Here is a 20,592-nt window from a genome sequence, read left to right as displayed (position 1 = left end):
GCTGCTACCTTAACGCAATCCAGAGCGCTCCGGCAAGCAGCAAAAGCGATACCGTGAAAGCATATCCCAGCCAGCGTGGATTCCCTCTTTTGACCGACGATTGCCTGACATGTGCGGAAGCCAAACGTGACCAAGATCGGGCCGCTGCACGAGTATCGGAATATTCTCCACGCACTGCACCCAGTAGCCATTCGGCATAGGGGCGTAATACACGGCTGCGGCGAATGATGACCGTCAATTCTGCCGTATTACGCAACTGTGGCAGCCTGCTGGCAGCCGCCTTTAACGATTCGCTCTCCAATATATGAATCGTTAGAAGAGCGAAGGCAAACAGGTCATACTGGGAATCGGCATTTCGGCTGCCAGCATTCCAAAATCCCCTGTCATACCATTCTGTAAATTGTTTAACACTCCGGCCAGCAAGAGACACCCCACCGTAGTCAATTAATTCAGCCTCTCCATAGGCATTGACCAAAATATTCTGCGGCTTCAGGTCGCCAAACACCCACCCTGCCTGATGGAGATCCGCCAGACGATTCAGTATACCGGTTCCAGCCACGCCATACCATTCCGGCCCTTTGGCTGCCACAAAGCGATGAAGTGGATCACCCTTAACGTACCGCATAACATAAAAGGGTATCTCTCCGCTGCGTAACACTACATCATCCACCTCAAACAAAAAGGAAGGATTTCCATTTCGCTGGAGGGCGGCCTGAGTGCCCTGAGACTGCAATGTGGTCAGCACATTAATCTCCGATTGCAGATCAAGCGTGTTCTTCCCCATTTTCAGAGCAAATTGCCGATCGGCCTGTGCTTCTTTTACCAAATATACAGTTCCGTTCGCTCCCCGGCCCAGCAAGCGCTGGATGACATAGCTGCTCCGCTTCCACTTGCCCTTGATGACCGTTCCGGGTGCAAGAACGGGATCAGACGACGTAGTCACCGAGCATCCCTTCTCCTTTGCCATAGGATTCTTCCAGATCTTTCTGTTCCCCTAGTGTAACATATCGGTAATAATCAATCACTTGTAAAATGGCAGGACCTGTCGGCGTCGCTCCTTTCATCCGCAAGCGTCCAAATATCGATTTGATCTGGTTAAGCTCAGAGGTCCAACCGATATCCATGACTGCGTCTTCTCCCATTTTGCCGCCCGGAAAATGAAATACCGATAGACGGCTGTGTCCGCTTCTCGACTGCAAGCTGAGCAGCAAATCGCGAATGCTGTCCTCTACAGCAGGCAGCTTGGGCTTCATGCTCGCACTTGCATCAATGAGCAAGGCAATCTCCAGGGTGCTTGTTTCTGTCAGCTCGTCCATCACCTCAACTACTTGGGCTCGTTTTGCCGGAGGAAGTTCACCGATATGTTTGGCGCCACCCTCGCCCAAAATGTGCGTTAACTCTCTATTAACCGCCTGCTGAATGGTTTGAACCACCGTTTTGCGCGTCATCATCTGCATGGTCTGTGCCAACTGCTTCGTCCCAACGATTTGGCTAAACCCTCCCCCTGCTTTAGCAATTTCTTGAATCTCCGCGCTGCCAAGCTCGCCAATAGTTCCATAATCTATGACTCCGGCGACATTCACTGTAATACCTTCCCGTAGAGCTTGGGCAGCCGCCATGACTGGACTAACACCTACATTTGAGCACCCGTCTGTTATGATCAAAATTTGCTTCATCGTTTTTTGGCCTCCGCTTCCTCTTAATCTATTCCGATAGATTCTATCTTTGCCTAATCCGGAACGATTCAAACGAAGGATGCGGATTTTTAAAAAGCGAATAAGGAATTTCCCGGGCAATGTCGGATTAGCTCACCGTCCGTGGACGTTCCAACCACCTCATGCCAGGTACATGGAGAGTTGCCCATTCTGGGCGGAAGTGATCTATTTTACTAACGACTACTGTCATATCGTCATAGATTTGATTTTGTTGGTATCGAATAACCCGTTCTAGCAAACAGTCGGCCAACTGCTGAGGATCTTCGCTTTCAATCTCCTGAATCATGCGTTTCATCCATATTTCCTTATTAACCGCGTACCCCGGTGAGTCGTATATACCGTCTGTAATCATAATGAGAATATCACCCGGCTGGAGCTGCAGGGATACCAAATCAATTTCAATATCCTGTATAATGCCAATCGGCAAATTGCTGGCAGATACGGGAATGACCTCCTCTCCTCTTTTAATAAAGCTTGGCGTAGACCCAATTTTCATAAAGGTTGTCTGGGCCGTATACTGATCAATCAGCGCCATATCGACCGTAGCATACATTTCCTCAGGTGATCGCAGCATCAGGACAGAGTTAACCGACTTGATCGCCAATTTTTCGTCCATACCCGATTGCAGTAATTCCTCTAAAATGTTAAGTGCTGCACTGCTCTCTTGCTGCGCGCGCTCTCCGTTCCCCATACCATCGCTTAACGAGACTGCAAAAGTCCCGTTCCCTAGCTCCATCATGCTGTAGCTATCTCCTGAGAAAAAATCGCCTCCTTTGGCGGCGCTAGCTACCCCTGTAGCAATCTCATACGTTTTAGCAGAACCGAACATGACTGTAGCTAAGCCTTGGCGGCGATCTGCCTCCGTTTCGCGCATCACAGCTATATGCTCGTCCAGTATGTCCGACAGCAGTGGAGCAATGATTTTCCGACATTCATCAAATCCCCTTGTATAGGCATGGACAATCTCTATTTCTACCTGACCTGCATCCAGGTTAATAATCTCAATAGATTGGATGGACAATCCCAGTCTATCAAGAGCCTCTCGTATTTGCTCCTCCTGCCGATGCATGGTCTGCCCTTCCCGCTGAATTTCTCGCGCTAAATCCTCCATAATTTGTGATACACCCGATAGCTGGTCAGCAACAAGCTGACGACTATCGTATACTTGGCGCTTCCACTGCATATTATGTTGGTAGAGGCTATACTGCTGCTTCATCACTTGCAGGACAGCGCCCGTTTTAGCACATGCCTTGCTCCATTGCGGGGGTATCTGCTCCGGCTCCAAATCCGGGTTATCCTCAATGGCGCTCATCATTTCCGTCATATACTGATGGGTTTGCATAAACTTGCCGTCCCAGCACTGCTCACACTTGAAGCAGGAGGCACATGTCCCTTCGGCCACCGCATTCATAAAATGTTCGATTTCTCCGTCCGACTTCGTACTCTCACTCGCAGATATCTGGTGAAAGCTGCGGGATAACTGACTGAATACACGGGAAAACTTCGTTACCCGCTCTGCGGTGAGATCGCGAACCCTTTTGGCATATTCATGCTGAGATTTAGCATGGTCCTGCGTACCGGGAACATAGGTAGAAACCGCTTTAAAGAAACTTTTTGGGGTCATTAAAAATAATAGAATCGCCGCACAGCTCTCCCAGGTTGACGTCAGCACGTCCCCGGTCCCATCCAAATAGATCGTCAGAATGGAGGAGCCTAGCAGCATCCCAAGCGCAACAGCACCTTTTTTCCCTTCACGCAGCATCCCTGCCAGCAAACCTGCAAAAGCGAGTAAACTCATCTGCACAATTGCAGACATATTGGCCAAGCTTAAAATTAAACCGGTAATTACACCGACCGATGCACCCAGCGAAGCACCTCCCACCAAAGCAAACACCAAGACCAAATATCGCGACAATACATGATCGACAGACAATGAATGAACAGTCCATCCTACTGCTCCCGTCATCACAGAGGCTAATAATATAATAAGACATAAAATTTCCTCATTTTTGAGCTGGCTTGTCTTCTTGCGGTAAGTAAACAACGGTATGGCCTGTGTAAATACCAGCGTAAGCATAAAGCTGAGAACCGCATCCGTTCCCACAATGATAAGTTCATACCATGTGAAAGTTGGAGCCATCACGGCGTTAAATAAATTGACCATAAACACAGACAAGAAAACCATAAGCGGAGCATAGGATAGTTCCAGACGATCGAAGGTTCGTAACCCGCGATACAGGAAATAAAATACCAGTAGCTCACCACCAATCATAAATAACGATGGGTAAGGAGCTAACAGGCTGCCTAACACAACGGATACAGCTACAGGCAGCATCAGGTCACGCCGAAGGAACGTTATGACCGCAAAATAAGCGAGGGCAAAAGGAGAAAGCTCGTCCAAAATAGTGGCGCGTCCCAGTAGAACTCCCATAGCCGACAATAGCAGCATCCATCTTTGCGCTGTTACCCATTGCACCACTTTATGTGAATCCAGCCGTTTTCTGAGTCTGGAAGACCAACCTTCCGTACGCTCTTTGGATTTGGACTTTCTAGATTTTAACCCCGGAAAATGTACCACGTTCCATTTCTCCATCATGCGTCAGGCACCCCATTCATCAATTTGATGTTCCCATCTTAAACCGGAATGATTGAGAAAGTTTGTCAGAACCTCACGTCTTATTCCAAGAAATTTCCGACAAAAAAACGTTCTGCGCGAAAGGACAGAGCATCACCTTGAACATCAAGCTACGCCCGTATGGAAGCAGATGGAAGTTGCGTCTCTTAACTCCTTGCTTGACCTCTCTATGTCGTCCATCACTATGACCAAGACTAGCGATTTGCACAGAAGATAGACGGAAAACCGTTGGAGTTTGTCGGACGATTATGTCCTCACGACAAAAAAAACATTCGCTTTCCAGCACGAATGCTTCCTCGTCTTCATCAAAATTGCGAATCTCATAAAATACATGTATAACGATAACCGGATTTATCGCCCACAGCCATTGCGTGTCGCATCTATTGTCGGTAGAACGCAAAAAAACCGTAGCAGTCTTTCGACTGTACGGTTTTCCGTGTATGGTTGATACGGTTGTCAAAGTGAATTAAACACGCTTCGCGCCGCGTCCTCCGCGTTTACCTTCGGTGTTCTTTTTCAGCGACGAAATGCGTTCCTCACTATCTTTCAGGAAGCGTGACATTTTATCCTCAAATGAAGGTTTACCCGGTGCAGGCTTGAAAGAACGGCCTCCACGATCGCGGTTGAAACCACCGCCACCACCACCGCGTCCTTGACTTGGACCTGAACCTCCACCGCCGAAACGGTCGCCTCCGCCTGGTCCTCCCGTACGCTCCGGTCTTGGAGCTCTTGGGGGACGGGCTTCACTTGCCGGCTTGTCAATCGTTTGCTTAATGGAAAGTCCGATTTTGCCATCTTTGTCAACATTAATGACTTTCACCGTCACGACATCATTAATCTTCAGGTGGTCGTTAACATCCTTAACATAGTTATCGGCGATTTCCGAGATGTGAACGAGACCCGTGACACCTCCAGACAAATCCACAAATGCTCCAAAATGCGTGATGCCTGTCACTTTGCCCTCTAACTTGGTGCCCACTTCAATTGCCATAGAATAAAATGATCCTCCCTTAAAATATACAACCGATTTTTTTGCAAAAAAATCCCGCTGTGGTGATTTGATTATACAAAATGGCGGAACCAAGGTCAACTAAGCATTGGCCCGATAATGTTCCTATTTCTGATCTCCGATGATTGGCGTCTCTTCCGGTTTGTAAAGACCGTACTTGCTTCTGGCAATCTCGCCAATGTACTCAGGGTCCTTGAGACGATTCACTTCGGTTTGAAGCTGTTGTTCCGTTTGTGTAGCAGCTTGCTTCTGCTTTTCCTTCTGGATGAGCTGTTCATTTCGATCGGCCATAATCATGCCTTGAGAAAAAAAGGTAAAAATTGCCCAACTACCAAAGGCGGCAAGCGATAGCAACCAAATCATGATTCGCCTGCGCCCGCCCGCGTTGGACTTGGACGTAGAAGATGAATGGCGATCTACAGACGAATTACGCATGATACTACCTCCTTCCAAACCATCTTTTCGCTGTGTTTTTCAGTCTGATACCCAGCTTTACGAGCGACTCTGGAGTCCTCCAGCGCGCTTTAAGTGGACCGATCAGCCATAGGATCGGCTTCCAAACCGGCATCAGGATGTATATCAGCATCCTTCCCAGGAACACAATAAGTGCCCATGTCCATCCGACTAGCTTGCGTAACAGCCGATACAGCGCTAACACCGGAAGAACAATCAGGATGCGCAGTATGCTGTTCACGATCAACGTCAGTCTGCGAACTATCTCTAATAACATTACCACAAAACGTTGGGTTGTAACACTAAAGGCCCAAAAATAGAGCCAAACCCCCAAAAGTAGTCCTAAAAAGACATAAAACCGCAGCTCACCGCGATTACTCGCGTATAGCACACGGAAAATAAACAAAGCCGAGGCCACCCAGTACAGCACGTCCAATATATGAACGCTCCAGCGGGCAAAATGAAAGCGGATGGACAGCACCCGGTAGCTGTCAAACACCACTCCCATGGCTATGCCCGACACCAGCATCCACGTTAACGTCAGCCATTGCGTGTAAGGGTTCATTTGAAGATCTTGCCGAATAGGCTTTTTCCGTTTTTAGCCGGGGCCCCGGGCTCCAGGTAGACGAGGGAAGTAATCAGACCTTCAATGGACAACAGTCCCTCTTCTAGGCTGAGGTTTTTGATATGTAAATGTTGTCCGCGAATGGTGAGATGGCCCAGCTCGGTCTGAAGCAAAAATTCTTCACTGTCAAAGCTCTCCACATTGCTGACGCCTGAAATATCGAGTTGCTTGCGGCTTTGCATGCGCAGATCATGGTGCTTTGACTTCCCTTGTTCAATCATGGCATGTACCCCTCCTTCTGTTCTTAGCTTATGAAGGGGGCCGTATGATTTAGAACCGCTTTTGCTGTTAATCAGCATATGATGGACGAAAACTCGTCATCTAAAGAAAAAAAGCACTCCTTCATAAAATAATGAAGGAATGCTTTCATGTACAGTTGTGAGAAAATCAGATGTCTGCTTACCAGTTTAAACCATTGTCCCTGGCAATAGGCTCTTCCTTTACCAACGTGTACATACTTGCAGCCTCGTCCTTGCGTGTAGTGTCGGCGAGCCGTTCCACTCGCACGGTCACCAGCTTCTGGCCAAACTGGACGGTAATTTCATCGCCTACTTTGACCGCACTGCTCGGCTTGGCTTCGCGTCCGTTCACCAGCACTCTCCCTTGTTCGGAGACGTCCTTGGCTACCGTACGCCGCTTAATCAGCCGCGAGACTTTCAAGAATTTATCAAGACGCATTAGTTAACGGCTTCTTTAAGCTTATTACCGGCTTTAAAAGCAGGAACGGTCGATTCTGGAATTTCAATCGTGTTACCGGTTTGTGGATTGCGGCCTGTACGGCTGGAACGCTTGCGTGTTTCGAAAGTACCAAAGCCGATCAGTTGCACTTTGTCACCGCTAGCGAGTGCATCTGTAATTTCACCAAGAACGCCATTCAATACAGCTTCAACGTCACGTTTGCTCAAACCGCTTTTGCTGGAAATATTGTTGATCAGATCTGTCTTGTTCATAAGATAAAAGCCTCCCAAATGTCAAAAAATAATCATCACGCTGCATGTCCATTGATGGAGCAGACGTGAGGTCCAACTGTGGCCGAAGCCCTTCTGAATGTCACTGTAACACGCTTAACTATAAGCTACAGTTATTTTCAGAATTACTACAAGTTATTCTGGCTTGTCCGTAAAAATCCTGCAATGACAGGCGTTTTTTTATTCGACCCCAGTTAAGCCAACATCCTACTACAAAACTCTGCCCATTGGCAAGTCCCCTCAAACTGGGCCTTCTTACACCCCTGCATATGTCTCATTTTACTGTTCTGTGCAGCCAAAAGCGAATATGTGGAATCACGCTTTACCAAGGAGCTTTTTCGCTTCCTGCCAGTAAGTCTCCATTTCATCTACGCTGCTTTCTTCGGGACGACGCCCCTGCTCGCGTAATTTCTGCTCAATATACTGGAAACGGTCGACAAATTTGCGATTGGTAGCCGACAATGCCTCTTCCGGGTCTACTCCCATAAACCGGGCTGCATTCACGGCAACAAATAGCACATCGCCTAACTCCAGCAACTGGGCTTCCGCAGCATGCCCTTCACGAACCGCTTCCTTCAGCTCAGCCACTTCTTCGTCCAATTTATCGAATACGCCCTCAATGCTATCCCAGTTAAAGCCCACTTTAGCTGCTTTCTTCTGGAGCTTGTACGATTTCATAAGAGCAGGCAGATCTCGCGGAACCCCGTCCAGTACAGAAGGGTATGCCGCCGTCGTGCCTTTAAGCCGTTTTTCCTCAGCCTTCATCTGCTCCCAGTTTTGCAGCGCTTCTTCCGCATCATTCGCTTGATTGTCACCAAATACATGTGGATGACGGAAAATAAGCTTATCATTCAGCCCCTGGATAACATCATACACATTGAAGGTTCCGACTTCCTCTTCCATTTGGGCATGCAGCAAAATTTGCAACAACAGATCGCCCAGCTCTTCCTTCATATGCTCAGGGTCGTCCTCATCTATCGTTTCGATGACTTCATACGTTTCTTCGATCAGATTTTTGCGAATCGACTGATGTGTCTGTTCACGATCCCAAGGACAGCCTTCCGGGCTGCGCAAAATATCGACAATCTCGTGTAGACGGTCAAAAGAACGCCGTTTCAGCGCTTCATCTTCACTGCGAGGTATGTATACCAAGGATAGGTTCCCGTAGCCCTCTACTCGATCCAGCTCGTACAGCGGTACCTTGTGCACCGTTTCCTCCCCTTCTACCCCAAGGGCGTGACCGACATATACCTCATAATCGTCAGGATACCTCTCCATCAGGCACAGCTTCACATCAGAAGCCGTAAAGGTGTCATACACCTGTCCGATCAGTGTATGCAGCTGAGGCTGGAGCCAGCTGGCATCCAGTGTACCTGCGTCCAACAACTGAAAACCCTCAATCGGATCAAAACCAAGACGCACAAAAGCTTCATCCAGGAAACTTTCGCCGCCCAGAATATTCAGTTCAATCCCTTGCGCAGGACAACGCTCCTTAAGCAACTGCACCGCTGCTTCTGCCACCATAGGGTGGCCGGGAACCGCATAGACGATTTCGCTTCCGTCTGCCGCCTTAGCAGCCGTCGTAATCAATTGGCTGGTAATTTCCTCGTATACCTCTGGGAAAGACTCTTTTGTCTCATATACCTCGTCAAACGACTCAAAAGCCACTTCAAACTCATTTAGCACTTGAACCGCAGGATGCTCCTTGGTCCGCAGATACAGCGCTGAAGCGCCCCGCATTTTGTTCAATATCCCTATCGTAAGCTGATCCGGATCCCCCGAGCCCAAACCTACGACTGTTAATGTTACGCTCATATCCCATCCTCCGTTTCGCAGAAACAAGGCTCATGCTCGAAAAAATACACGGCCTAACCCCGCTTCCGCTTCCTTTGCTTTGGCATTACTATACCACAAAGTGGTATAGGCTCATAAAATGGTTGTCCCGATTCACGCCGTAAGCCGTATGCCTGGCTAAGCCAGTACACGTAGCCTGCGCAGCACGGCTGCCAGCGGGCGTCCGAGCTTGGGCACCGCCACAAGCTCGGCTTCCGTGATCAGCCTCAAGCGTGCGAGGCCGATCACGAACACAACGGCGCCTGCGGCTACACCCAGCAGGCTCTCCACGGCTGCCGTGGCACGACCTTCGGCAGCCCACCCCAAGGCACCCAGCACAGCGCTGGTGCCCCACATCGCTGCCCCGGCCGCACCAGCCAGGGCGATAAGCAGCGCCGCCGGCTTGAGCACGCTGGCGGACCAGCTCGCGCGCAGGCCTACCAAGCGAGCCAGCAGCACGATGTTGATCACTGCCGCCAGCAGATAGGCGACAGCCCCCGCAATGGCGGCTCCAGCCGTGCCTAGCTGCGGCACGAGCAGCCAGTTTAGCAGCGCCTTGGCTGCTGCGGCCGCGAGCATCGCCAGAGCCGGCGCGCGAACTGCGCCAAGCCCTTGCAGCAGCGCAGCCGAGATAATGCTGAGCGTGCCGCCTACGGCGGTTAGCGCCATCCAGCGCATGACCCCGCTGCCGGTGTCGTCCGCATACAGCATCACATTGACGGGCACAGCCAGCACGATCAAGCCTGTCGCAGCGGCCAGTCCCAGTAGCCAAAACCAGCGTAGCGATTGCTCGCACTGGCGACGTGCCAGTTCCGTACCGCCGGTTACCCGGGCCTCAGCCAGCGATGGAATGAATAATGCCGACAGGGTGGTGGCAAACATCATGACTAGCTGTACCAGCGGCAGACCTCGGTTATACACGCCAAAGGCCACCATAACCGCAGTATCGTCCAATCCCTCCTGCTTTAACAAGCGAGGTACAGTAAATGTGTCTACCAGGCTAATTAACGGAACGGCTAGCGCTCCAAGGCAAACAGGCAGGGCATAACGCAGTATCGCCTTTAACAAGGCACCATTGCTTTCCGCTGGGTGTAGCTCTCCAGCTTGTGCTTGCACTGTCGCCATGACCGTCCCTTGCCTTCTAAGCCTCTTCCTGTGATTTCGCCAATATAGCAACATGACGACCAAGCCCGCTGCTCCACCTGCTGCTGAACCAAACACGGCTCCGGCAGCAATCATATCTGCTCCCGCTCCTTGTGACAGCATGAGCAGCAACAGTATAATCATCACGCTTACCCTTATCGCCTGCTCCGTCACTTGGGAAACAGCAGTCGGAAGCATATTTTGCAAACCTTGAAAATATCCTCTCAGTCCCGCCATAACCGGCACGAACAAAAAGGCAAACGCCGCCGCCCTCACCGACGGAATGACGTGAGCATTGTCGATCCATTGACCAATGAGCGGCGCACACGTATACATCAGCACGCCCAGGATTAATCCGAAGACACCCAAGACAAGCGAAGATAACCGAGCAACACGTTGCCCCGCTGCTCGGTTTCCCACTGCCTCAAACTCAGCTACAAATTTGGATATTGCAGCCGGAAATCCAGCAGCTGCAATGGTAATGAACAGCGTATAAAAAGGATAAACCGTATTATAAATGCCAAACACGCCGTCGCCGCCGATATTCTGCAGCGGGATTTTTTGCACTGTGCCGATCAGCTTGCTCGCTACCGCTGCCAGTGTCAAAATGACAGCACCTCGTAGCAGCCGCGAAGCGGCGCGATTTTCCTGCATTCTCCGTCTCCACTCCCACCTGAAATATGCATCTTACCCGAGTCCTATTATACCGCCTCTTCTCACGGAAAGAAAAAAAACCCTGTGCAACGTAGGACGGCTTTCGCCATTCTGTACGTCATACAGGGGTGAAACGGGATGTTACTGTTCCATTTGTTTGCCCAGGAAGCCAGCGGCTGTTTCAGCCATTTTGACCTCCATTTCGGACATTTTTACATTTTCGTCCTTGTTCAACAATACAACGGAACCAATGGGATCACCACCGGAAACAATGGGAGCCGCCACAAAGGACGAGAGTGTTTCTTCGTGGTCTCGCGTTAGCTCATAAGAGCCGCTGGCTGTCTCCAGCACAGTTTTGCGATTATCCATACTACCTTCGATAATGCTACCGATTGGCTTGTCCAGAAACTCTTTTTTAGAGCCTCCAGCCACCGTAATAATGGTGTCCCGATCGGTAATCATTGTAATATGGCCCGTGCTTTCAAACAGGGACTCAGCATATTCTTTGGCGAAATCACCAAGTTCACCAATAGGTGAATACTTTTTCAAAATGACTTCTCCGTCACGATCCACAAAAATCTCAAGCGGATCTCCTTCACGAATTCTCAAGGTGCGGCGAATTTCCTTTGGAATAACTACCCGCCCAAGGTCATCAATACGGCGAACTATACCAGTAGCTTTCATTTCACATGTTGCCCCACTTTCTCAAGAAGAATTTAGTAAACTACTGACGGTATCGAAAGACGCTTCCACTCCCCCAGAAGCGGTCACGAAGAACGTCACGGTCATGGTGTTTATGGTGATATCTGACCATAGTATTCATCTGTTCCCAATTCCTTATGCATGTTCAGTTATTTACCTTCGTTTGTAGCTCCATCTTTGGCTGTTCCTGCCTTGGCATCGCCCGTACCGTTTGTTGTTGCGCCCGGTGTAGTTGTGCTACCGGCACCAGAAGTTGCACCGCTTTTCTCTTGCGTAGCTGGTACCTTCGGCAGATTGATTTTCAAATCAAGTTTCGTCAAATCATTTTCGGTAAAGTTTTGGATACTTTCCCCGGCCAATTTATTTTTCAGGGCAGCCTTTTCGTTGTCTTTCAATTTATCAAACGTTGGCTCATTGCGGGACTCCACTTTGATCACGTGATATCCGTATTCCGTTTCCACCGGCTCACCGATTTTGTTAATCGGTTGGGTCTCAGCGGCCTCTTTAAAGGCAGGTACCCATTGCGCTACGGATGCATTCTCATACAGACCTCCGTTAGACGCAGAACCTGGGTCTTCTGAATATTTCTTGGCAATCGTCGCAAAATCCGCTCCTCCGTCCAGCTTCGCCTTCACTTCTTTCGCCAGCTTGAGGGCATCCTCTTTTTTGCGCTGTTTCTTTGTTTTAGGATCTTGGAAGTTAATCAATACATGACGCACGGTTGCTGTCGTGAATTGATCTTTATTTTTCTCAAATTCCTGTTTTAGCTGATCATCTGTTACTTTGTTAGTTTCGCTGTTGATTACCGTCATTACACGCGTGAAGTAATCTTTCACACCTTGTTCAGTCAGTTTCTTATCACTCAGAAATGTCTTGAACTTATCTTCTCCGACTGACTTTTTATACTGCTCCAGTTGTTCGTTCCCTTCTTTGGCACCCTGCTCCTTGGCTTTGTCGTCCGCTTTAGCCGCCAGAAGCTTGTACACCACTTCCTGCTTTACAATTTGCTCTCGTACCTGATCCGAAGCTAACGCAGCCTCATACTCTGGGTACAGGAATTTCATCATACTGATTTCTTGGTTGAACTCATTTTCGGTAATCGTTCCACCCTTATAGGTCACGACAACCTTGCTGTTGTCCTTCGGTTCATCCTTGACCTTGTTCTCATCCGGTTGCTTCGTACATGCTGCCAGAACCGATATAGCTAGCAGCGCTGCCATTCCCAAGGAGAGCATTCTCCAAGGTTTTCTTTTATTTAGTTGTGGCATTTTGCAGTTCCTCCTTCAATGTGAATGCTTCTTTCAATGCACTCAAAAATTGTTCCAGCAGTTCTAGCAACTGTGGATCATTTAGACCTTTGCCCTTTATGCGTGCGCTCATAGATGTGCCCTGTTCAAATTGTACACGTCTTTCAAAGCGATTGCCAATCTCGGCAAGTTTGGCGGTCTGTACCGCCTGCTGACGCCCTTCATGGAATTTCAACACGATATTGTCATCCCGTTGCACTATGGACTCGATGCCATACATGCGTCCATATACCTTGAGGCGAGCCACGGCTAGCAAATGACGCACAGCCTCTGGCAGATCGCCAAATCGGTCGACCAGTTCATCCTCCAGTTCAGAAGCCTCGTCAAAGGTACTGACCGCTGCAACCTTTTTATAAATCTCAATTTTCTGGATGCTGTCATAAATATAGTCACCCGGCAGGTAAGCATCGACGCCTAAATCAATCGACGTACTCCAATTCCGATTGGACTGATCCTCTTCTCCAAGTACGCTGACTTTACGTTTATTAATTTCCTCAGCCAGCATCTGCGAGTAAAGATCAAAGCCGACGGATGCGATGAATCCATGCTGCTCAGCGCCAAGCAAGTTACCCGCGCCGCGGATGGACAAATCGCGCATTGCAATCTTGAAGCCGGAGCCCAGCTCCGTAAATTCTTTAATCGACTGAAGGCGCTTCTCCGCCACTTCCGTGAGCACCTTATCCCGCTGGTACGTGAAATAAGCATAGGCAATCCGATTGGAACGACCTACACGCCCACGCAGCTGATAAAGCTGGGATAGCCCCATTTTATCGGCATCATGCACAATGAGTGTATTCACATTGGGAATATCCACGCCGGTTTCAATAATGCTGGTGCTGACCAGCACATCATATTCGCCATCCAGGAAATCCAAAATAGTTTTCTCCAGTTCGGTTTCGGACATTTGTCCGTGACCCACGCCCACCTTGGCCTCCGGTACGAGCGCATTGATCTCTGCAGCCATCTCCTGAATGCCCTGCACACGATTATACAGATAGTACACCTGCCCTCCGCGTGCCATCTCGCGTTCAATGGCCTCACGGACTAGAGTCTGGCTATGCTCAACCACATACGTTTGCACTGGAAAACGGTTTTCCGGTGGCGTCTCAATGACTGACAAGTCACGTACACCCAGCATGGACATATGCAACGTACGCGGAATAGGTGTTGCCGTTAACGTCAGCACATCTACGTTCGTTTTCAGCTTCTTCAGCTTTTCCTTGTGGGTTACGCCAAATCGCTGTTCTTCATCGACAATCAGCATTCCAAGGTCCTTAAACACCAGATCCTGCGACAACAGACGATGGGTACCAATGACAATATCGACCGTGCCTTGCCGGACCCCTTTAATCGTTTCATTCTGCTCTTTGCGCGAGCGGAAACGGCTCAATACCTGAATATTGAACGGATACCCTGAAAAACGTTCACGGAACGTCTCATAGTGTTGCTGTGCCAAAATCGTCGTCGGTACCAGCACCGCTACTTGTTTGCCTTCAATAGCAGACTTAAAAGCAGCACGAATCGCAACTTCAGTTTTGCCGTAACCTACATCACCGCATAGCAAACGATCCATCGGGCGGCTCTGCTCCATGTCCTTCTTAATCTCTTCGATGGCCCGAATCTGGTCACGTGTCTCATCATACGGGAACATATCCTCAAACTCTTGTTGCTCCGGTGAATCCTTTTCAAAAGCAAACCCTGGTGCCGACTGTCGTTCTGCATATAGCTTGATCAAGTCATCCGCAATATCCTGAACCGAGCTGCGCACCTTACTTTTAACCCGTGTCCACTCATTGCCACCCAGTTTATAAATCTTGGGTTCCTTGTCCTCTGAGCCAACATATTTCTGAATCAGATCAATTTGTTCAATCGGCACTGACAGCTTATCTCCACCCGCGTAGAGGACATGCATGTAATCCTTATGGATACCGCCAACCTCCAGCGTGCCGATCCCCATGTACTTCCCGATCCCGTGATTTTGGTGTACGACGTAGTCGCCCACCTTCAGCTCGCTATAGCTCTTAATTCGTTCTGCATTGTCCACATGGCGGCCCTGCTTACGAGCTTTCCGCTGCTTCTGAGAAAACATTTCACCCTCGGTAATGACCGCCAGGTGAATAGATGGCATTTCAAAACCGCTTTGCAGATTGCCGATAGCCATCGTCGGCTCATCAATACCATAATCCTCAAGCACTCGGCGCATCCGGTCCAGACGTTCATCTCCACTCGCCAGCATCATAACCTGTGTGCCAGCTTTGCGCCAACGATCCATCTCCGCCTTGAGCACATTCATTTGGCCATGGAAATCCTGCATGCCTCGGCAGATGAAGTTCAAAATATTTTGCGGCTGGGTATGAGGAACCTGACGGAGGAAAATCGACAGGAACAACGTCTGAAATCTCCGGTTGTACAGCAGATTGTCCGCGTCGTCTGACAGTTCTAGCTGCGGTAACGTTTTACCGTTTTGAAGCAAATGCAGATTCCATTCTGACTCATCCCGTTCCAGTTGCTTGGCTGTTTCCAGCATACGCGCCGGTTCGTCAATAATCAGAATCGTATCTTCCGGCATATAATCTGCCAGGGTTTTACGTTCAGGATACAGCAGGGAGATATATTTATAGATTTCGTCAAAATACACATGCTCTCGCAGCAACTCAATTTCACGATGGATCTCTTCTTTCAGATGCTGCTTAGCTTGACGATCCGTCATTTTGCCCAGCTGCTCCTCCAACAAAATAGCAGCGGCATCTGCCGCCTGATCCATACGCTGGTTATTCGCAATAACTTCCTTACACGGCGTTACAGTAACGGCCTGAACCTTTTCCACCGAGCGCTGATCTTGCGGATCAAACTTACGGATCGAATCAATTTCATCGTCAAACAGCTCCACACGATAGCCCCAACGGGTTGTCATTGGATAAAAATCAATAATTCCTCCACGTACGCTCATCTCTCCACGTGATTCCACACGCTCTACACGCTGGTATCCCATCTCGACCATATGTAGCAAAAACGCTTCCAGCTGAATTGTTTCGCCTTCTTTCAGCTCAATACGAGCCTCACGCCATGTTTCCGCCATTGGCAATAAACGTCGAACACCAGAAAACGGCACGACAACAATCCCACGAAAACCCTGGGCGCAGCGTATCAATACATCAATTCGTTGGGATAAGGTCTCTGGACTGGATATGGCTGCTTCAGCAGCTACCAGCTCATTGGCAGGATACAATAAAACCTGATCAGGGGAAAGCGCTTCCTGTAAGTCATCTGCTATTTTTTGAGCGGCAAACATATTGTGCGTCATGACCATTAACGGTCGTCCGGTATCTTCGGCAAGCGCGGCCATCAGTACCTGTCGGGAAGAGCCTGATAAACCTGATATCAGTTGTTCCTTCATCCCTGATGATATGCCTGCTGCAATGGATGCATAATCAGCATCCTTCGTAAAAGCCTGAATAAGTGCTTGTAACAAAAAAGGCACCCCTTTATGCTTATAAATAGTTACATGTAAACCGAAAAAGAAGCCTCAGCAATGCTGCCAAGGCTCCATAAGCGGAATTGCCGCTTCACCTCTCAAGCTGGTACATCGGACCAGTTGAATACCTGTTATTGGAGCGGATTAACGAGCAGACTCAGCTCTGGATTATTCTCCAGTGCCTGACTGCAATGCTCGCAAATGACTTTGACGGTCACTTCACCGCCCGAATTATACGCTATTATATCTCTACGTTCGGCAGGGGTCAAGGAATGGAAGCCTAACCTTTCTTCGGTTATTGCAGCGGAATCAATCCGTCCCAAGAAAGTTCGACAATGTCTGCATACATAATTAACAACCATGTAATGTATATGCCTCCTGAAAGTTTTCTATACCTTTCAGTATGTCCAACAATCTTCCATTTAAGCCCGTCTACCTACGTCTAAACTTACTTGTTGAATTCAGCCATCGTCCGTTCAAACGGATGACTCAAGCTGTATTCTAAGGCGTTGCACGTGTCCTCGATCATTCCGGCCAGCAATTCTTTTTCCTTCTTTGGAAAGGTACCTAGAACATAATCGACAATAGCATGTCCAGGCTCCGGGCGGGAAATGCCCATGCGAATCCGATTGAAGGACTGCGTGCCGGTATGTTGAATGATCGATTTAATGCCGTTATGGCCGCCTGCGCTACCTTGATAACGCAATCTTATTTTACCGACTTCTGTATCCAGGTCATCGTACACGACAACCAGATCTTCCATATCGGCCTTATAATAGTCCATATAAGCACGTAGAGACTCGCCTGATAGATTCATATAGGTCATTGGCTTAATCAGTACAGTTTTCACGCCACCAATGTGGCCCTCTCCAATCAACGCCTTGCATTTGCTTTGGTTAATCTGGATGTTATGACGCGAGGCAAGAGCATCCAATGCCATAAATCCGACATTATGTCTCGTTTTCTCGTATTGGGGACCGGGGTTACCCAATCCTACAATCCACTTCATAACCTTGACACCCTCTTTCACAGTCTGGATTTTTTGGTAAAATAGTTGTATTGAGGATTTTGCAAAAATCTAATAAGCGACTTTCAATGAACAATATATAGATCGAAATGGTCTAGTTCGTCTATATATTGCACTTTGGAGCGACTGGAATCGAATTTTGCAAAATCCTGTTATGAATAGGAAGGTGCGTGCCGGTATGCTCAATCAAGGTGATATCCTCTTATATGACAGCCATTTTCTATATCATTTAAAACATTCCGTTCCTGTCCAGGTTTATGACGGGAATGTACATATCCAGATTGGCATCGTTGCGCGTTTTAATGAGCATTTCGTCGAAATAGAGGACACACTATACAATCGTCAACGTTTCACATTCATATCTCGCCCAGGCTTTTAGCCTGACATGCTGATAGGGGTTACCTTTTCCACATGGAAAAGGCAACCCCTTTTTAATGAGCCAGCGCTTATTCGATTTCAAACAGTTTGCTGATCGACAATTCTTCATGCACACGGATGATAGCTTCTCCCATTAATGGAGCCACAGACAATACCTTCAGCTTGCTTGTCGGATTCGGGTGAACGATCGGGATCGTATCCGTCACAACCACCTCTTTTAATGGCGAATTCTCCAGTCTTTCCATCGCAGGACCAGACAATACGGCATGTGTACAACACGCATACACATCTTTTACGCCGCCTTCTTTAAGCGCATTTGCACCTAATACAATCGTTCCGGCTGTATCAATGATATCATCAATTAAAATAGCCGTTTTACCCTCAATGTTCCCGATGATGTTCATCACTTCACTGACATTTGGCTCTGGACGACGCTTATCAATAATAGCGAGCGGCGCACTCAGGAAGTCCGCCAGCTTGCGCGCACGAACAACCCCGCCATGATCGGGTGAAACGACAATCGGGTTCTCAATTTGCTTGGAACGGAAATATTGGGCCAGAATTGGTGCTCCCAGCATATGATCCACTGGAATATCAAAGAATCCCTGAATCTGCATCGCATGCAAATCCATGCTGATTACGCGGTGAGCTCCCGCTTTTTCAATCAAGTTAGCGACGAGTTTCGCTGTAATCGGATCGCGTGAACGAGCTTTACGATCCTGACGAGCGTAACCGTAATATGGCATAACGACATTGATACTTTTGGCAGAAGCGCGTTTAAGTGCATCAATCATAACCAATAACTCCATCAAGTTGTCGTTAACCGGCAGACAAGTTGACTGCACAATATACACATGGCAGCCGCGTACGCTTTCCGACAGCTTAACCTGGATTTCACCGTCACTAAACGATGTGGTATGGGATTCCCCCATTGGGATGCCGATGTAGTCCGCAATCTGGTGGGCTAACTTCGGATTGGAGTTACAAGTAAATATTTTGAGTTTGGAATCGCAATAAGTCATTAATAGAAACCCTCCGTGCTGGTTCATTCATTACAGATTCAACAGCTTGCTGATTAAGGTCATTCCGATCTTTTCTTCTTCGCTTTGGCACGTGCGCGGATTTTGTCCGCATATCCGGCTTTGTTCTCTTGACGTGGTCTGGCAATGGCCAGATCGTTATCAGGGACAGCATGTGTTACAGTGGAGCCTGCTACAACATAAGCACCTTTTCCAATCTTAATCGGGGCGATCAGATTCACGTTGCTGCCAATAAAGGCATCGTCTTCAATTTCTGTAATGGATTTATTATATCCATCATAATTGACCGTTATTGCCCCGCAGCCAATATTTACGTTTGTACCCACCTTGGCATCACCGACATAGCTCAAATGAGACACCTTGGAATGATCTCCAATGGTCGCATTTTTCACCTCAACAAAATCACCAATTTTCACATGTTCGCCAAGCTTCGCGCCTGGACGCAGATAAGCAAACGGCCCCACAGATGTACTGCTTCCCACTTCCGCTTCGTTCAACACCGAATGTTTTACCGTCGCGCCTGAATGGATAATCGTATTCTGAATCTCAGCCTGCGGACCAATCACACAATCTTCTCCGATTTGTGTTTGACCATGCAGCCATGTGTTCGGGTACAGTACCGTATCGGAACCAATAACAACCTCGCTCCCGATATAGGTAGAAGACGGATCAATGACAGTGACACCATTTAGCATATGCTTGCGAACGATGCGCTCACGCATATAGCCCTCAGCTACCGACAAAGCGACTCTGTCGTTAACACCGATGGATTCAGACACATCATCTGTCAAATACGCCTCAACCTGTTCACCTTCACCATGCAAAATACCAATGACATCTGTCAGATAATATTCCTGCTGTGCATTGGTGTTCGTTACCTTGTCCAGCGCTGCAAACAGCTTGGCATTGTCAAAGCAGTACGTTCCCGTATTGATCTCCCGGACAGCATCTTCCTCAGGTGAACAATCTTTCTGTTCCACGATCTTGAGCACGGCCCCGGAAGCATCACGGATAACTCGTCCATATCCTTTCGGGTCGTCCAACTCAGCGGTCAAAATCGTCGCAGCTGCCCCACGGCTCTCGTGCAATTGCACCAAGCCTTCCAGCGTCTCCGCTGTGATCAAAGGAGTATCCCCACAAATGACAATGGTTGTACCTTTTTCCTGACCGAGCAAGTCCTTGGCTTGCTTAACAGCATGGCCCGTTCCCAACTGCTCTGCCTGAAGCGCATATTCTGCCGACGGTCCCAAATAAGACTGTACTGCCTCTGCTCCATGACCCACGACGACTACACTTCGGGACACACCGATTTCACGAACCGTGTCGAGCACATGCCCAACCATCGGTTTTCCGCACACCGGATGCAGAACTTTATATAATTTGGATTTCATACGTTTTCCCTGCCCTGCGGCAAGAATGACTGCCAACCTTTCCAACAAGTCCAACCTCCTATCCTGAAAATAACAGTTACCCCTTGGCTAAAACGTTAATTCCCAGATCAGATTTTGCTTAACTTTTCACAATCCTCCTGAAAAATAACGGCGAACCTTTGGTTAATGGCTATTTTTTCAGGCCAGCTTGTGCTGGACATTCATCCCCGGGACGCATCGCTGCCTAGTCCCTGTCTT

19 protein-coding genes are annotated in these 20,592 nt (G+C 48.6%); 1 reads left to right on the top strand and 18 read right to left on the bottom strand.

Going from position 1 to position 20,592, the window contains the following annotated elements; all coding sequences use genetic code 11:
* Window positions 1–4 precede the first annotated feature (4 nt).
* From MKX46_RS15765 to pth, 16 genes are all read right to left on the bottom strand, one after another.
* Complete coding sequence (locus MKX46_RS15765; protein WP_023986445.1) at window positions 5–943, bottom strand: protein kinase domain-containing protein; 939 nt, start codon at window positions 941–943, stop codon at window positions 5–7.
* Entirely contained in the window at window positions 927–1,676 is a 750-nt protein-coding gene (locus MKX46_RS15760) for a VWA domain-containing protein (protein ID WP_029514624.1), read from the bottom strand. Before MKX46_RS15760 ends, MKX46_RS15765 begins: the two co-directional genes overlap by 17 nt.
* A 127-nt stretch (window positions 1,677–1,803) precedes the next feature.
* The gene (gene spoIIE / locus MKX46_RS15755; RefSeq protein WP_029514623.1) at window positions 1,804–4,311 is read right to left on the bottom strand and encodes a stage II sporulation protein E; all 2,508 of its coding nucleotides are present in this window, start codon (window positions 4,309–4,311) and stop codon (window positions 1,804–1,806) included.
* A 505-nt stretch (window positions 4,312–4,816) separates the two neighbouring features.
* Window positions 4,817–5,341, bottom strand: coding sequence for a S1 domain-containing RNA-binding protein (locus tag MKX46_RS15750; protein ID WP_014279051.1), 525 nt, complete (start codon window positions 5,339–5,341; stop codon window positions 4,817–4,819).
* A gap of 123 nt (window positions 5,342–5,464) precedes the next feature.
* Window positions 5,465–5,794, bottom strand: a complete 330-nt coding sequence (locus MKX46_RS15745; protein ID WP_029514621.1) for an FtsB family cell division protein — start codon at window positions 5,792–5,794, stop codon at window positions 5,465–5,467.
* A 4-nt stretch (window positions 5,795–5,798) separates the two neighbouring features.
* Window positions 5,799–6,377: a spore cortex biosynthesis protein YabQ gene (gene yabQ / locus MKX46_RS15740; RefSeq protein WP_029514620.1), complete on the bottom strand. Its 579-nt coding sequence runs from the start codon at window positions 6,375–6,377 to the stop codon at window positions 5,799–5,801.
* Window positions 6,374–6,658 carry a sporulation protein YabP gene (yabP, locus tag MKX46_RS15735; RefSeq protein ID WP_025721693.1) on the bottom strand — a complete coding sequence of 95 codons (285 nt, stop codon included), beginning with the start codon at window positions 6,656–6,658 and terminating at the stop codon, window positions 6,374–6,376. Before yabP ends, yabQ begins: the two co-directional genes overlap by 4 nt.
* Window positions 6,659–6,836: 178 nt before the next feature.
* Window positions 6,837–7,115: an RNA-binding S4 domain-containing protein gene (locus MKX46_RS15730; protein WP_016818913.1), complete on the bottom strand. Its 279-nt coding sequence runs from the start codon at window positions 7,113–7,115 to the stop codon at window positions 6,837–6,839.
* Window positions 7,115–7,387, bottom strand: a complete 273-nt coding sequence (locus tag MKX46_RS15725; protein WP_007428028.1) for an HU family DNA-binding protein — start codon at window positions 7,385–7,387, stop codon at window positions 7,115–7,117. Before MKX46_RS15725 ends, MKX46_RS15730 begins: the two co-directional genes overlap by 1 nt.
* Window positions 7,388–7,720: 333 nt before the next feature.
* Window positions 7,721–9,220: a nucleoside triphosphate pyrophosphohydrolase gene (gene mazG / locus MKX46_RS15720; protein WP_340931145.1), complete on the bottom strand. Its 1,500-nt coding sequence runs from the start codon at window positions 9,218–9,220 to the stop codon at window positions 7,721–7,723.
* Window positions 9,221–9,376: 156 nt separating this feature from the next.
* Window positions 9,377–11,035, bottom strand: coding sequence for a putative polysaccharide biosynthesis protein (locus MKX46_RS15715; protein WP_165150736.1), 1,659 nt, complete (start codon window positions 11,033–11,035; stop codon window positions 9,377–9,379).
* A gap of 141 nt (window positions 11,036–11,176) precedes the next feature.
* A complete protein-coding gene (gene spoVT / locus MKX46_RS15710; RefSeq protein ID WP_029519371.1) occupies window positions 11,177–11,719 on the bottom strand; it encodes a stage V sporulation protein T in 543 nt (180 codons plus the stop codon).
* A gap of 167 nt (window positions 11,720–11,886) precedes the next feature.
* Window positions 11,887–13,005 (bottom strand): peptidylprolyl isomerase, encoded by a 1,119-nt coding sequence (locus tag MKX46_RS15705; RefSeq protein WP_209950314.1) that lies wholly within the window; start codon window positions 13,003–13,005, stop codon window positions 11,887–11,889.
* Entirely contained in the window at window positions 12,989–16,516 is a 3,528-nt protein-coding gene (gene mfd / locus MKX46_RS15700; protein ID WP_029519373.1) for a transcription-repair coupling factor, read from the bottom strand. Before mfd ends, MKX46_RS15705 begins: the two co-directional genes overlap by 17 nt.
* Window positions 16,517–16,650: 134 nt before the next feature.
* Entirely contained in the window at window positions 16,651–16,881 is a 231-nt protein-coding gene (locus MKX46_RS15695) for an anti-sigma-F factor Fin family protein (protein ID WP_007428020.1), read from the bottom strand.
* Between the two features lie 86 nt (window positions 16,882–16,967).
* Window positions 16,968–17,528, bottom strand: coding sequence for an aminoacyl-tRNA hydrolase (pth, locus tag MKX46_RS15690; protein ID WP_029519374.1), 561 nt, complete (start codon window positions 17,526–17,528; stop codon window positions 16,968–16,970).
* Window positions 17,529–17,724: 196 nt separating this feature from the next.
* On the opposite strand from pth, the gene MKX46_RS15685 reads away from it, so the two are divergent.
* Window positions 17,725–17,925 (top strand): hypothetical protein, encoded by a 201-nt coding sequence (locus MKX46_RS15685; RefSeq protein WP_029519375.1) that lies wholly within the window; start codon window positions 17,725–17,727, stop codon window positions 17,923–17,925.
* 67 nt (window positions 17,926–17,992) lie between these two features.
* Here MKX46_RS15685 and MKX46_RS15680 read toward each other — a convergent pair whose 3' ends face one another.
* Together MKX46_RS15680 and glmU are read right to left on the bottom strand one after the other, a co-directional pair.
* Complete coding sequence (locus MKX46_RS15680; RefSeq protein WP_013308125.1) at window positions 17,993–18,946, bottom strand: ribose-phosphate diphosphokinase; 954 nt, start codon at window positions 18,944–18,946, stop codon at window positions 17,993–17,995.
* Between the two features lie 59 nt (window positions 18,947–19,005).
* Window positions 19,006–20,403 (bottom strand): bifunctional UDP-N-acetylglucosamine diphosphorylase/glucosamine-1-phosphate N-acetyltransferase GlmU, encoded by a 1,398-nt coding sequence (glmU, locus tag MKX46_RS15675; RefSeq protein ID WP_080658680.1) that lies wholly within the window; start codon window positions 20,401–20,403, stop codon window positions 19,006–19,008.
* Between the last annotated feature and the right edge of the window lie 189 nt (window positions 20,404–20,592).

This window comes from Paenibacillus sp. FSL P4-0113 (genome assembly GCF_038009305.1).
GTDB classification, from domain to species: Bacteria; Bacillota; Bacilli; order Paenibacillales; family Paenibacillaceae; genus Paenibacillus; species Paenibacillus polymyxa_D.
The sequence above is the reverse complement of the archived record's forward strand: the minus strand, read 5'-3'. Positions and strand labels throughout refer to the sequence as shown.